We start from the raw sequence: 12703 nt of genomic DNA on the forward strand, positions 1-12703 counted from the left end.
GAACTTCGTCAGTCTATTGCAGAGTCGGCTGCAACCAATAACCTGTCGTTATCGCCTTGGGGAAAGATGCCCCGCTAATTTTCGACCGGTGCCCCCAGGCGGAAACCATATCTATGCCGTTTTGATGCCCGTGGTTGCTCTCCTCCTGCTGCTCTGGCCTCAAAAAACAACCAGTCCGATGCTGTCGAAATATGCGTAATGCTATCGCGGGCTATAAAATCGGGAACGACGGTACTTTTATGTGAACCATTCCGGAATGAGAACGAGAATGTCGTCAGAAATGGGACAGTAACGCTGCGAACACGCCCGTTCGTGAATTCAGCCTGGTCTTGATTTCGAAGCGCATAAAAACTGTTGCCGAACATAGCCCCGATGCGGCGGCAATGCTCATCTGGCGTCGAGCTGACAGGGGTTGTCGGGATTGCGCCCCTGCGCGGGTTGGCAACAAGGCTTTCCGAGGAATGGTCAAGAAATGGAAACGCAGCATTTATATCATTTCCATTTTTTTGGTTTTATTGCACGCTAAAAATACCGCTAACGCCGAGGGGAAACCTCCGCCCCGGTTCCACATGCCTGCCATATGAAAGATAGCGCCATGAACACTGCCCTCCCCCGCGACCCGACACTTCTGGTCGCCCGCGTCCTTCTGGCATCCCTCTTCGTCCTGATGGGATGGGGCAAACTTACCGGCTTCACCGCGACGGTGGGTTACATGGCGAACACCGGAGCGCCGCTTCCCGCCCTGTCCGCCATCATCGCCGTCATCACCGAACTGGGTATCGGCATCGCCCTCCTCGCAGGCTTTCTGACAACCCCGCTGTCAGTAATTCTGGCCATCTATACCATTGCAACCGCCTTCATCGGGCATCATTACTGGACGTTCAGCGGAATGGCGCGCTACGACATGTGGATCCACTTCTACAAGAACTTCAGCATCGCCGGCGGCCTGCTTGCCCTTGCCGCGACTGGCGCTGGACGCTTCTCCCTGGATGCATACCGCCGATAACGCACCATGAAGATCGGGAAACACAGGCTTTCCCGATCTTCTCTGGTACCGTCCTTTTCAGGACATAAGGTTATGCGGTTCCTGAAATCGTTCTCGAAGAGAGCGCCCGTACCGACCACTTCAAACTCGATCAAGCCGCGCCGATCGCCACGCCCGATGAACTGACGTAATATGACGGCATCATCGTCGGCTCCCGCCAGCCGGGCGGCAACGAACTGGAGGGGGCGACATTCCTCGGCCAGCATGTCGCGGGAATCGTACACAAACTGACCTGATCCCCGCTGACGCGAAGCGGATGGGCCATGGTCTGTGCCACATATCGTGGAGAGATCATGGCCCTTGCCTTATCGTGGCGGCACAGTCTCACAAGCCCGGGACCGCCCAGGGCGGGTGTTCGAATGCCGCGATCAGGTGCTCCAGGAAGGCATTCACCCGGAAAGGCCGGAGTGTGTTGCTGGAGGTCACGAGATACAGCGCAATCCCGGCAGCTTCCCAGTCGGGCAAAATTTCCTCAAAACTCCCGTCACGCAGTCCCTGCCAAACCATGAATTCCGGGAACAGACCAAATCCCAGATTGGCTTGTAGCGCGGGCAGAAAAGCTTCGGCATTATCCGCGCGGAAGCGTGATGCCTGGGACAGGACAAACTCCTCCCTGGTTCTCTTGCTTTTAAGACGAACCGTGCCGGGCGCGGAATTATTCGTATAAACGAAGCTCTTCAGCCCTTCGAGATCCCTTGGATGAGCTGGCCGACCGATGCGATCCAGATAGTCCGGGGTCGCGACCAATAGAAGGCGAACATCGCACAGGCGCCGTGCCCGTAACGAGGAATCCGCGAGGGACGCGATCCGCAGTGCGAGATCGAAACCTTCGGCCACAAGATCAACGAGAGAGTCGCTGAAATCGATGGTTATGTCGATTTCCGGATATTTTTCCAGAAACGCCGGCAGAACGGGGGAAAGGTGCCTGATGCCGAACGTGGTGGGAGCGGCAACCCGGATCAGACCGGATGGACGATGCGTGCCGCCTCGTGCCTCGCTCTCGGCGGCCTCGGCCTCTGCCAGAATGCGACTGGCATGGCCAATCAGCATGCGACCGGTCTCGGTCACGGACATATGGCGGGAATTGCGATTGAACAGGGCGTTGCCGAGCGATTTTTCGAGCCTGCTGATGGCCTTCGAAATGGTCGGTTTGGATAACTGAAGTTCCTCGGCAGCACGAGCGAATGATCCACGTTCGGCCACCTTGGCGAAAATGGCCCATGCTTCAAAATCTGGGAGCCTCATGCAAACAATCCCCGGAACCGGTCACGATCGAATATTTCCATATCCTCTTTCAGACGTCATGCCGTCGACCATACTTTTTGGAAAATCCGGGAAACGGTGCCTTTCCACCATTTCTATATGATGTCGTCGGCCAGGCTCCTACCCTGATCGTCAGACACGGTCATTCAGAAGGAGATCGTCCATGATTGAAGTTCGTCCGTTCGACAAACTGGGTCATGCCAATCACGGCTGGCTCGATGCAAAGCACCATTTTTCATTTGCCGACTACTTTGATCCGCAGCGGGTGCATTGGGGATCCCTCCGCGTCTGGAATGATGACACGATCGCGCCCGGCACAGGCTTCGGAACCCATCCTCACAAGGATATGGAAATCATCACCTATGTCCGGGAAGGCGCCATCACGCATCAGGACAACCTCGGCAACAGGGGTCGCACAGAAGCTGGCGACGTTCAGGTAATGTCCGCGGGAACCGGTATCCTTCATAGTGAATACAATCGTGAGCGCGTCACGACCCGGATCTTCCAGATCTGGATCATGCCGAACCAGCAGGGCCATAAGCCGTCATGGGGGACAAAGGCTTTCCCAAAAGACGAGCGTTCCGGCCAGTTCGTCATCCTTGCCTCGGGTTACGAAGGAGACGATGCCCTGCCGATCCATTCGGATACACGGGTTCTGGGCGCGACGATCAAGAGGGGGCAGAAGGCGGAATATAAACTCGGCGTCGACCGCCTCGGCTACCTTGTGCCCGCAACAGGATCGGTCGAAATCGAGGGCAAAACCGTCGAAACACGGGATGGGGCCGCGATTTCCGATACAGGCACACTGACGGTTCATGCTCTCGAAGACGCAGAGATCGTTCTTGTCGATACCACGATCTGAGAAAACCTGATGCGTCATGATCCTGATCGCAGGCTCTTCCGTAAGTCTGCGATCATGCGAAGCCGGTGTCGTCGGCGGCGGTGGCCCGGCAGGGCGGCTTCACATCAACACGTCCGTTTCACGGCATGGGGCCGCTCCGGCGATGCGACCGATACGACCGAGCCCCACTGACGAAAAAGCGGCTGAAGCGGCGGCGCGTCGATCGCGCTCGAGCGGCGGATACGACGGGCGATCATCGCCTTGCGAACGTCCATCCAGAAATGCCATTCGGCCCGGTCATCGCCCTGAAGCCCCCTGACGGCATGCCGGCATGCAATCTCCTCAGCCGCGACTGGAAACAGGAACAATAAGCGGCCAGCGGTTTTCGCCGGTGTGTTGACGATGAACGGGAGGATCAGGCGAGCGAGTTCCATGAGTTCTGTCTCCATCGATGCCGCATTTTCGGCATTCGGAACAAAACATGAACAAGCCCATCACGTCAAGCGATTCGGATTGAAACGCAAGTCGCCGAAACGACAAAGCCGACCAGAGAGGTCGGCTTCATGGAGGGTTAGAGGCGCACAGGCGCTACCGTCGCAATTCCATGCTGATCGGCCCCTCGCGACGCCCATGCGTGAACTGATCGACCATCGGATCACCGCTGTGCATCAATTCCGAGGCCAGCCCCTGCCATACCAGCTTGCCGTGATAGAGCATGGCGGCCCGGTCGCCGATCCGCTGGGCGGAGGCCATGTCATGCGTGATGGCGATCGCGGTGCTGCCCAGACGCTTGACGCAGTCCACGATAAGCCCATCGATCACCGCACCCATGATCGGGTCGAGGCCGGTCGTCGGTTCATCGAAGAACAGGATTTCCGGCGTGCCGGCAATGGCACGCGCCAGACCGACGCGCTTCTGCATGCCGCCCGAGAGTTCGGACGGTGCGAGCGCACCGACCGAAGGATCGAGACCGACCTGCTTGAGGATGTCGCCCGCCTGCGACCGCGCCGCTGCCCGCGACAGGCGCGGCGCGCGGTGATCGCCCTCCTTTCGGCGCTTGGCCCGCAAGCCGAAAGCAATATTATCCGCCACGCTCATGCTGTCGAACAGTGCCGCGTTCTGGAACAGCATGCCAATCCGCTGCACCAGTGCCTCCTGCCGCGCGGGCGAAGCGCGCAGGATATCCTCGCCATCGATTTCGATGCTGCCGGCATCCGGCACGATCAGCCCGAGGATGCAACGCAACAGAACGGATTTGCCACTGCCGGAGCCGCCGATGATGACGAAGGACGTCCCCGCCTCGACATCGAGGTCAATCCCGTCCAGGACCTTCTTGCTGCCGAAGGCTTTCGTCAGGCCGCGAATGCGGATTTTGGGTACAGTATCGTTCATTGTGCGAAGAACAGATCGGTCAGGAGGTAATCGAACGCCAACAGCAGGATCGAGGCCGCGACAACAGCGGCTGTCGTGGCCGATCCCACGCCCTCGGCACCGCCGCGACTGGTGTAGCCGTGGTAACAGCCCATCAGCGCGATGAGGAAGCCGAATACAGCGGCCTTCACCAGACCAACGATCACATCCAGCGGCTTGACCGCCGCGAACGTCGCCAGGATGTAGCTGTCGGGCGCAAAGCCCAGCTTGCTGGTGGAGACGGCGAAACCGCCGAGCACGCCAAGAATATCCGCGATGACCACGAGAAATGGCAACGCCAGCGTCCCGGCAAGCAGGCGCGGCGCCACGAGGTATTTCATCGGGTCGGTCGACAGCGTGCGCAGGGCGTCGATCTGGTCGGTCACGCGCATCGTGCCGATCTCCGCCGACATGGCAGCACCCACGCGCCCGGCCACCATCAGCCCTGCCAGGACGGGCCCCAGTTCACGCACGACAGACAGCACGACGATACCGGCGATCGCGCTCTGCACATGATACTGCGCAAATCCCGTATAGGATTGCAGCGCAATCACACCGCCCGAGAAAATCGCCGTCAACGCAACGACGGGCAACGAGAAGAAAGCGATCTCGATCAGGCTGGAGAAGAACACCCCCCAATAGAAGGGCGGTCGCAACAGGTGCGAGATACCAGCGAGTGCGAACAATGCCAGCGCGCCGGCCTTGCGCACCATGGCAAGAACAGCGCGACCAACCGCCGCAATGGGATCGAGCAGGAGATTCACGTCAGGAGCACGCGGCAAGCAGGTTCATGAACATGCCCTAGCGCGCCCCGAGGCATGCGTCAAAGCGATTGGACCGCACGGTCAGGCACGGATGCCTAAATCTGCTCCCGATCGAGTTCGCGGAACTGTCGATGAAGCTGGAAATCCTGCGAGGTGACATAACCTTCCATACGGGCGAGCCGCGGCTCCATCGCCTGCAGCCGCGCCAGAAGCTGCGCCACGCGCGGGTCGTCGCTCACGGCTTCGCCGCTGCGGGCGGCACCGCCCTCCGGGGGCCGCGCGAAAGGACGAAGGATTTCGCGCGCACGATCGTTGAACGGAAAGTCCCGCCGTTCCGCCGCGCGCTGCAACGCCGGCAGCACCCGACGCCGCATGACGAGGAACAATGCGACCAGCAGCAGGATACCCAGCGCCTTGTGCGGCAGCCATCCCGATGCCGCATGGTGATAGGAGGCCGTATTCACCGAAACGCTTATCGGGGGGATCGGGGGTATGGGGGGAATTGGCGGTATGGGCGGTATCGCGATGCGGCTGCCGGACGTCCGGGTATAGGCTGTCAGGAAATTCGCATTGGGCCCACCGACCGAACCGTCGGTTCTGAAAACAGTGCCATCCGGCATCATTATGCCATCGCGATCGATACGCGTCCCGTCCGGCAGCGCAATGTTATTCCCGGCGAATGCCGTCTGTTTCTCATTGCTGTAGATCGGGTGATGCGCGTTGATCGACCCGATCCCGCTGTTGAGACGCTGGATTTCGCCCGTCACCCGATCGAGCGTGACACTCGCCGTTCCGGTGTTCTCGACATAGGCCTGCCCGACGACACCATGCAGGCTGACATCCGCCACACCTGTATCCAGAAGCCCCAGCGTGCCGACGAATCCGCCGTTGATGCGCACATCGCCGGTGCCGGAGGTCAATATATTCAGGCTCGGCGACGCGGCTGCGCCGATCTGCACATCGCCAATGCCCGTGGAAATGATCGCCCCGGGGCCGATCAGCGCACCGACGCTGATATCCCCGCGCCCCGAATTGCGCACCAGCAGCGCCGACGCCCGGTCGACGCGCACGTCGCCGCTTCCGGCCGTGATCGCAATCGGTCCACCAATGCCGGAGATGCTGACATCGCCATCGCCAGAGCGAACGATGATCGCCGTCTGCGGCGCGACCTGCAACGTAGCCTCGCCGTCGCAGCTTTCACCGCGCAAAATCGTGTCGTTGCCGCTCGTCTCGAAGGAAACCCCGCTCGGCAGACTTTCCGCGGCGGCAACGCCCGACAACGTGGGACCGATGGTCACCCGTAAATCCGAAAGACAAGGTGCATTGAGGTAGAGGCGATGCGGAGCCCCGACGAATGCCGTCGCCAGATCGTCGGCATAGGCATGGCCCATCGACACGACGCCGATGGCAAGCAGAACTCCGAGGCGACGGCTCATGGTTGATCGTTCCCTTGACGGGCGGGTGGCGCAGACGGGGCCGCGGGTGGTGCGGGCTGAGGAGCCTGGACAGGTACTGTCCCGGCATTGGCCGCTTTTGCTTCCTGCCCCGGTGTCGGCACGTCGCGGGGCGCCGGGGCTGGCGCCGCCGGGGGGGACACTGCTGCCGTATCCTGCCGTGGACGAACGGGGACGGGGTGCGGCGTGGACGCACCCTGCTTTTCCCCGCCTGCGGGCGGCGGCGGTGCGGGCGCTGTCGGCGGAAGGGTTACCGGCGCGACGGGCGGGGGCTGTTGCACCGTGACCGGCGGGACGGGAGGACGATCGACCGGTGCAGCGGATGTCGGCGGCGGCGCAACGGGCGCGGGATCTGGCGCCTGAACCGTCTGTGGCGGCGCGGGGGGCGTCGACGATGACGGCGGCCTGATCCCGGAACCCGCCGCTGAACCCGACGGAGATGCCGCTGGAGGCGCTGCCGCAGCACTCGCAGGGGGCGCGAGCGGTGGGGGTGACGGGCCGATCCGCACGGGTCCGGTACCATTGCGGGTCAGCGGCCCATTCATGCGGGGAATTGCGACCAGACCCGTGCCGTTCGCCGTCACGGTGGCCGTGTTCGCGGTGCCCCCGATATCGATCGTCGCCGCGCCATCGGCCATCAATGTCAGCGCATCGATGCGGCCATCGGCGATCTCGAGATGACTGCTATCCGTCAGTTGTGCGGAAAACGCATCCAGATCGGCATGATCGGCCGTCATGACACTTGTGCCGCCCGCCACCACCTGCCCCGCACGATGCAGCGTGCGAACATGGACCTGCGCGCCGTCACGCATGTTCAGATCGAGCGATCCAACGCTGTCGGCATCCAGAATGCCGGAATCCAGACTGGCTTCGAGCGACCCGACCGCACCCGTCATCACGAAATGCGTATCGTGGCTGTCATGAATGGAAACGCCGATATTCGGCGCGACGAGAACGGAAAGCAGCGCATGCGGCGCGCAGCTCTTGCTGGCGATCACCACCTTGCTCTCGTTCTGGTCCTTGCTCGTGCGGATGGTCACATGCGCGGCACTTGCCGCCGACGCATCGAAGGACACGCCGTCCGACATCGCAGGATCGACACTGACCTGCACGCGCCCGATGCACGGCGTGCTGAGTTCGAGGTCCTCGCCCGACATCGTCACATGCTCGGCGCCATGCTCGGCAGGGCGCTCGGCGCGGGCGACGACGGGCATCGCCGCCGAGAAGCAGAGCAGACCCAGCCATGCCTTGGTTCGCAACAACATCACAATCTCACCGTGCCGCCCGGGAACGCCAGCCCGGCGCGTCCTCATCAAGGATACGTTCCAGATGGTCGATCCTTTCCTCAAGCCGACGTGCCTGAACCTGCGCCTGATCGAGCACAGCCCAGTTCTCCGGCGCATGAGCCTGCGCGCGACGTTCCCTGCGCCCTTCGACAACCAGCTTTGCAATATAGAAAGGCAAGCCGAAAATCAGAATGATCGCCACAAGGCCAATTATACTATCGTCATGCATCGCCCGTGCTCTTCTCGCGCATTTTTTCGGCCACCGCCGCCATCATTTCCGCTGTGTTCCTATCTCATGACGCATCGGCTTGGCCACTGGTGTTCCGCGCGCTCAGCTTCCGCTTGAGCGCCGCCAGTTCGTCCTCCACCGCCGCATCGGTCTCCAGGCTGGCAAGTTCCTCATGCAGGGTCGGCTGACGGCGGCCGGGCATTCCGCCGCGTCCCATGTCGTATACTTCCGACTTGCCCTCGAGTTCGTCCAGCGCGCGCTCGACCTGCTCGAATCGGTTCAGCGCGTTCTCCATGCGACCGTCATACAGCGTCTCACGCGTGCGCAGCCGGTTCTGCGCCGCCTTGTGCCGCAGGGTCAGGGACTTCTCGCGCGACTTGGCATCGGCCAGCTTGGCTTGCAGCTTGGAAATGTCCTCATGCTGCTGGTCCAGACTTTCACTGACCTGCGCGATCTGCCGCTCCAGCGCCGTGCGCGATTGCTCCACCGTGGCACGCGCGGCCAACGCCGCCTTGGCCAGATCCTCGCGGTCGCGGCTCAACGCCAGTTCGGCCTTGCGGCGCCATTCGTCTTCTTCACGCAGCATGTCGCGGGCGCGGCGTTCCAGCGCCTTGCGTTCGGCAATCATGCGCACCGCCTGGCTGCGCACTTCCACCAGCGTGTCTTCCATTTCCTGAATGACGAGCCGGATCATTTTCTCCGGATCCTCGGCCCCGGCGAGAATGGCGTTGAGGTTGGAGTTCACGATATCGGCGAGGCGGGAAAAGATGCCCATGGTAGTTCCTTCCTTAGGATGAGGAGATAAGCAGAAAACGGTCCGTCTTGTCAGCGGCGGCGATTGCGGCTGAACTGGTTCGGGTCTGAAACCTTTGCGATCTGACGGGACCGGCAGAAAAATGGCGCCCTCCGCCAAAAACGATGAAAACATGACGCCGATCGGCCAGTCGCCCGCTTTTACGGCCATGCTGGACCATGTCTCGCGTCTGGCACCGCTCGACCGCCCGGCCCTGGTGATCGGCGAACGCGGGACCGGCAAGGAACTCGTCGCCGCCCGGCTGGCCCTGCTGTCGCCGCGCTGGGACAGGCCGCTGGTCAAGCTGAACTGCGCCGCCCTGCCGGAAACCCTGCTGGACAGCGAGCTGTTCGGTCATGAGGCAGGCGCCTTCACCGGCGCGCAACGCCGCCGCCTGTCGCGGTTCGAACGCGCGGATGGCGGCACGCTGTTTCTGGATGAGATCGCCACGGCCTCCCAGTCCGTGCAGGAAAAACTTCTCCGGGTGATCGAATACGGCAGCTTCGAACGTGTCGGTGGCAACGAGCCGATCCATGTCGATGTCCGCATCATCGGCGCGACGAACGCCGACCTGCCCGCCATGGCCCGCGCCGGCACCTTCCGCGCCGACCTGCTGGACCGGCTGGCCTTCGATGTCGTCAATATCCCGCCCCTGCGCGCCCGGCCGGAGGATATCGACATCCTGGCCATGCATTTCGCCACGCGGATGACGGCCAGCCTGGGACGCCGCGTTTTCGCGGGCTTCGCCCCATCCGCCCACGCCACCCTGCACAGCCATGACTGGCCGGGCAATGTGCGCGAATTGCGCAATGCCGTCGAACGCAGCGTCTACCGCATGGAACGCCATGACCGGCCGCTGGAAGAGATCGTCATCAACCCCTTCGCGGCCACTGTCATGCCGCTGCCCGCCAGCAGCATCATTGCCGCGCCCCCGGCGATTTCCGAACCCGCCGAGCCGTCCGGCAGCGACATGCCGGCGCCGACGAGCGATTTCACCACCAAAATCCGGGCCTACGAACGGCGTCTGCTGGAACAGGCCCTTGTCGCCGCCCAGTTCAGCCAGCGCCGCGCCGCCGAAGCGTTGGGGCTGACATACTATCAGTTCCGGCATCACCTTCGTCTGCACGGTCTGGCCGACAAGGAAGCGAGACAGTCTCTGGGGCGCGCCAAACGCGCGGAATGAACGAACAAGCGGCATGACCCAATCTATGCAGGAAGCATGCCAAACCCGTTTTCCCCGTCGAATCAGTATTCAGGCAGCTTGAAAGTGGCGAAATCCACCAAAAGAAATGGCCATGCCCGCCATCCAGCAGTGTCCGGACCTACCGATTGGTCCAGGCAGCCTGCAACCCGACTCGACTATCCTGGATGAGGCGCGCCAGATCGCCATCGTAAAGACTGTCAGGCACGTTGCTGGAGAAAATTTCCACCGTGCATGCGCCGCGAAATCCGGCGGCATAGGTTGTGCGCAGTAGTCGCCCCAAGGGGATATCGCCCTGCCCCGGCACCAGCCGGTCGGTAAAGGAATGAGGCGTCCGCCAGTCGCTGACCTGCAACACGGTGATCTTCTGCCCGGCGCGCCGGATCTGCGCCTCGAGATCCGCATTCTGCCAGACATTCCAGAGATCGAGGCAAAGCCCCATCGCGGAATGCCCGACGCCATCGACGATGTCCATCGCCTGCCCGACGGTCCAGATCGCGCTCTCGATATTGAGCGATGTCGGATTAAGAGGCTCGAGCGCGATCGATACGCCCTGCTCGGCCGCGAACGGACACAGGGCGCGCAGATGACGGATGGTCTCGTCCATCACCCGGCGCATGTCGCCTTCCGGTGATGCGCCGGTGTTGACGACGAATACGGTGCCCGGCGCATAGGGTGCCAGCCTCCCGATACTGTCACGCAGCGCCGCGACCCGCGCTTCGGTCTCGTGCGGTTCGGGTGCCATGCGACTGCCGAAGAAGGTGCGGATTTTCGGCTGAACGGCACTGATGCGCATGCCGCTGTCGATAACGCTCTTCATCTGCGCATCGAGCCGCGCCGGATCGAGTTTCGCCTCGCAAACCTCGATCGCTTCGACACCCAATGCCGGATAGCGCGCCACATCCTCCTCGAAGCGCCAGGGCTGCGTCGTGAACTCGTTCATGCCGAACAGGAACGGCAACCCGGTCGGTGCATCAGACTGGCTCATGGGAAGTTCTCCTCGATATCATGTGCGGGAGAACAACGCATGCCGCCGAATGGTTACGTGAAAACTATGTCAGGCATTTCAGGGGCGCCCGATCGACCGGTAATCGAAACCTGCCGCGCGCATCGTCTCCGGGCTCCAGATATTGCGAAGATCGGCAATCGTCGTGCCGCGCATCAACTCGCGGAGCCGCTCCGGCGCAAGGGCGCGAAATTCGTTCCACTCCGTCAGCACGACAAGAACATCCGCACCATCGATCGCCGAAAGGGCATCGTCGCAGTATTCCACGCCCCGCGGCAGCAACGACCGCGCAGCCGCCATGCCCTGCGGATCGAACGCGCGGATGCTCGCGCCCTCGGCTGCCAGATGCGCAATGATCGGCAGGGACGACGCCTCGCGCATATCGTCGGTATCCGGCTTGAAGGTCAGCCCCAGAACGCCGATCGTCTTGCCATGCACCCCGCCCGCATGCGCGATGATGCGCTCGGCCATCGCCTGCTTTCGTGCCTCGTTGATTTCGACCGTCGCCTCGATCAGCCGCGTCGGCACGCCGGCATCCCGCGCGATCGCCGTCAGGGCGCGCGTGTCCTTCGGAAAGCATGACCCGCCGTAACCCGGCCCGGCATGCAGGAAGCGCCGGCCGATCCGCTGATCCAGCCCCATGCCACGTGCGACATCGTGCACATCGGCACCGACCTTCTCGCACAGATCGGCCATTTCGTTGATGAATGTCACCTTCATCGCCAGGAAGGCGTTGGAGGCGTATTTGGCGAGTTCCGCCGTCTCCAGCCCGGTCATCACGATGGGCGTCTCGATCAGGTAGAGCGGGCGATACAACGCGCGCATGATGCGCTCGGCATGAGCGCCGTCATCGCCATTGTCACGATCGATGCCGATAATCACGCGGTCCGGGCGCATGAAATCCCCGATCGCATTGCCTTCGCGCAGGAATTCGGGGTTGGAGGCGACGGAAAACGTCAGATCCGGACGTTCCTCTGCCAGGATGCGCGCCACTTCGCGACCGGTGCCGACAGGCACGGTGGATTTCGTCACCACGAGAAGACCTGTCGCGGCCATGCGTGCGATCTGGCGGGCCGCCTCATAAACATAGGTCAGGTCGGCGTGACCGTCGCCACGGCGGGTTGGCGTGCCGACCGCGATGAAAACGGCATCCGCGCCGTCGATCGCGGCTTTCAGATCGTCGCCGAAACTCAAGCGGCCTGCCCCGACATTGCCGGCAACGATCGCGTCCAGGCCGGGTTCGTAGATGGGAATACGTCCTTCGCGCAGGGCGGAAAGCTTTTGCGCATCGGTCTCGACAATCGCGACATCCGTGCCGAACTCCGCGAAACATGCACCGGACACCAGGCCGACATAGCCGCCGCCGATCATCGCAATACGCATGCTTTCCTCACTCCTCTTTTCAGGAAGA

Annotated in this window: 14 protein-coding genes; 3 read left to right on the forward strand and 11 right to left on the reverse strand. The window is 62.2% G+C overall.

All coding sequences use genetic code 11. From position 1 onward, the window contains the following. The first annotated feature begins 595 nt into the window (after window positions 1–595). Window positions 596–1006, forward strand: coding sequence for a DoxX family protein (locus A0U93_RS06825; protein ID WP_245825140.1), 411 nt, complete (start codon window positions 596–598; stop codon window positions 1004–1006). Between the two features lie 130 nt (window positions 1007–1136). Here the strand turns inward: A0U93_RS06825 and A0U93_RS16570 are convergent, their stop codons facing one another. Together A0U93_RS16570 and A0U93_RS06835 are read right to left on the reverse strand one after the other, a co-directional pair. After that, the gene (locus A0U93_RS16570; RefSeq protein ID WP_077806672.1) at window positions 1137–1340 is read right to left on the reverse strand and encodes a hypothetical protein; all 204 of its coding nucleotides are present in this window, start codon (window positions 1338–1340) and stop codon (window positions 1137–1139) included. Between the two features lie 29 nt (window positions 1341–1369). Further along, window positions 1370–2290, reverse strand: coding sequence for a LysR family transcriptional regulator (locus A0U93_RS06835; RefSeq protein WP_077806673.1), 921 nt, complete (start codon window positions 2288–2290; stop codon window positions 1370–1372). 181 nt (window positions 2291–2471) lie between these two features. Here A0U93_RS06835 and A0U93_RS06840 point away from each other — a divergent pair, with 181 nt between their 5' ends. Then, complete coding sequence (locus tag A0U93_RS06840; protein WP_077806674.1) at window positions 2472–3170, forward strand: pirin family protein; 699 nt, start codon at window positions 2472–2474, stop codon at window positions 3168–3170. Window positions 3171–3274: 104 nt separating this feature from the next. Here the strand turns inward: A0U93_RS06840 and A0U93_RS06845 are convergent, their stop codons facing one another. From A0U93_RS06845 to pspA, 7 genes are all read right to left on the reverse strand, one after another. Further along, window positions 3275–3583 carry a hypothetical protein gene (locus A0U93_RS06845; protein ID WP_147150759.1) on the reverse strand — a complete coding sequence of 103 codons (309 nt, stop codon included), beginning with the start codon at window positions 3581–3583 and terminating at the stop codon, window positions 3275–3277. Between the two features lie 154 nt (window positions 3584–3737). Beyond that, window positions 3738–4541 (reverse strand): ABC transporter ATP-binding protein, encoded by an 804-nt coding sequence (locus tag A0U93_RS06850; protein ID WP_077806676.1) that lies wholly within the window; start codon window positions 4539–4541, stop codon window positions 3738–3740. After that, the gene (locus A0U93_RS06855; protein ID WP_077808396.1) at window positions 4538–5323 is read right to left on the reverse strand and encodes an MlaE family ABC transporter permease; all 786 of its coding nucleotides are present in this window, start codon (window positions 5321–5323) and stop codon (window positions 4538–4540) included. The genes A0U93_RS06850 and A0U93_RS06855 overlap by 4 nt, the downstream gene beginning before the upstream one ends. A gap of 95 nt (window positions 5324–5418) precedes the next feature. Beyond that, window positions 5419–6759, reverse strand: a complete 1341-nt coding sequence (locus A0U93_RS06860; RefSeq protein ID WP_077806677.1) for a hypothetical protein — start codon at window positions 6757–6759, stop codon at window positions 5419–5421. Continuing rightward, on the reverse strand, window positions 6756–8090 hold the full coding sequence (locus A0U93_RS06865; RefSeq protein ID WP_077806678.1) for a hypothetical protein: 1335 nt from the start codon (window positions 8088–8090) through the stop codon (window positions 6756–6758). The genes A0U93_RS06860 and A0U93_RS06865 overlap by 4 nt, the downstream gene beginning before the upstream one ends. Next, the gene (gene pspB / locus A0U93_RS06870) at window positions 8050–8292 is read right to left on the reverse strand and encodes an envelope stress response membrane protein PspB (RefSeq protein ID WP_077806679.1); all 243 of its coding nucleotides are present in this window, start codon (window positions 8290–8292) and stop codon (window positions 8050–8052) included. The genes A0U93_RS06865 and pspB overlap by 41 nt, the downstream gene beginning before the upstream one ends. A gap of 64 nt (window positions 8293–8356) precedes the next feature. Continuing rightward, complete coding sequence (pspA, locus tag A0U93_RS06875; protein ID WP_077806680.1) at window positions 8357–9067, reverse strand: phage shock protein PspA; 711 nt, start codon at window positions 9065–9067, stop codon at window positions 8357–8359. Between the two features lie 121 nt (window positions 9068–9188). On the opposite strand from pspA, the gene pspF reads away from it, so the two are divergent. Then, window positions 9189–10268: a phage shock protein operon transcriptional activator gene (gene pspF / locus A0U93_RS06880; RefSeq protein WP_077806681.1), complete on the forward strand. Its 1080-nt coding sequence runs from the start codon at window positions 9189–9191 to the stop codon at window positions 10266–10268. Window positions 10269–10407: 139 nt separating this feature from the next. Here pspF and A0U93_RS06885 read toward each other — a convergent pair whose 3' ends face one another. Next, window positions 10408–11274, reverse strand: a complete 867-nt coding sequence (locus A0U93_RS06885; protein WP_077806682.1) for a sugar phosphate isomerase/epimerase family protein — start codon at window positions 11272–11274, stop codon at window positions 10408–10410. 78 nt (window positions 11275–11352) lie between these two features. Continuing rightward, entirely contained in the window at window positions 11353–12675 is a 1323-nt protein-coding gene (locus tag A0U93_RS06890) for a UDP-glucose dehydrogenase family protein (protein WP_174807221.1), read from the reverse strand. Window positions 12676–12703: the final 28 nt, after the last annotated feature.

Source organism: Neoasaia chiangmaiensis, from assembly GCF_002005465.1.
In the GTDB taxonomy this organism is placed as follows: Bacteria; Pseudomonadota; Alphaproteobacteria; order Acetobacterales; family Acetobacteraceae; genus Neoasaia; species Neoasaia chiangmaiensis.

What these genes read in the sequence shown, in the direction of transcription:
- A0U93_RS06835 (WP_077806673.1), bottom strand. Translation starts at nt 2,290, where the DNA reads ATGAGGCTCCCAGATTTTGAAGCATGGGCCATTTTCGCCAAGGTGGCC.
- A0U93_RS06825 (WP_245825140.1), top strand. Translation starts at nt 596, where the DNA reads ATGAACACTGCCCTCCCCCGCGACCCGACACTTCTGGTCGCCCGCGTC.
- A0U93_RS06860 (WP_077806677.1), bottom strand. Translation starts at nt 6,759, where the DNA reads ATGAGCCGTCGCCTCGGAGTTCTGCTTGCCATCGGCGTCGTGTCGATG.
- pspB (WP_077806679.1), bottom strand. Translation starts at nt 8,292, where the DNA reads ATGCATGACGATAGTATAATTGGCCTTGTGGCGATCATTCTGATTTTC.
- pspA (WP_077806680.1), bottom strand. Translation starts at nt 9,067, where the DNA reads ATGGGCATCTTTTCCCGCCTCGCCGATATCGTGAACTCCAACCTCAAC.
- A0U93_RS16570 (WP_077806672.1), bottom strand. Translation starts at nt 1,340, where the DNA reads ATGATCTCTCCACGATATGTGGCACAGACCATGGCCCATCCGCTTCGC.
- A0U93_RS06865 (WP_077806678.1), bottom strand. Translation starts at nt 8,090, where the DNA reads ATGAGGACGCGCCGGGCTGGCGTTCCCGGGCGGCACGGTGAGATTGTG.
- pspF (WP_077806681.1), top strand. Translation starts at nt 9,189, where the DNA reads ATGGCGCCCTCCGCCAAAAACGATGAAAACATGACGCCGATCGGCCAG.
- A0U93_RS06840 (WP_077806674.1), top strand. Translation starts at nt 2,472, where the DNA reads ATGATTGAAGTTCGTCCGTTCGACAAACTGGGTCATGCCAATCACGGC.
- A0U93_RS06845 (WP_147150759.1), bottom strand. Translation starts at nt 3,583, where the DNA reads ATGGAACTCGCTCGCCTGATCCTCCCGTTCATCGTCAACACACCGGCG.
- A0U93_RS06850 (WP_077806676.1), bottom strand. Translation starts at nt 4,541, where the DNA reads ATGAACGATACTGTACCCAAAATCCGCATTCGCGGCCTGACGAAAGCC.
- A0U93_RS06890 (WP_174807221.1), bottom strand. Translation starts at nt 12,675, where the DNA reads ATGCGTATTGCGATGATCGGCGGCGGCTATGTCGGCCTGGTGTCCGGT.
- A0U93_RS06885 (WP_077806682.1), bottom strand. Translation starts at nt 11,274, where the DNA reads ATGAGCCAGTCTGATGCACCGACCGGGTTGCCGTTCCTGTTCGGCATG.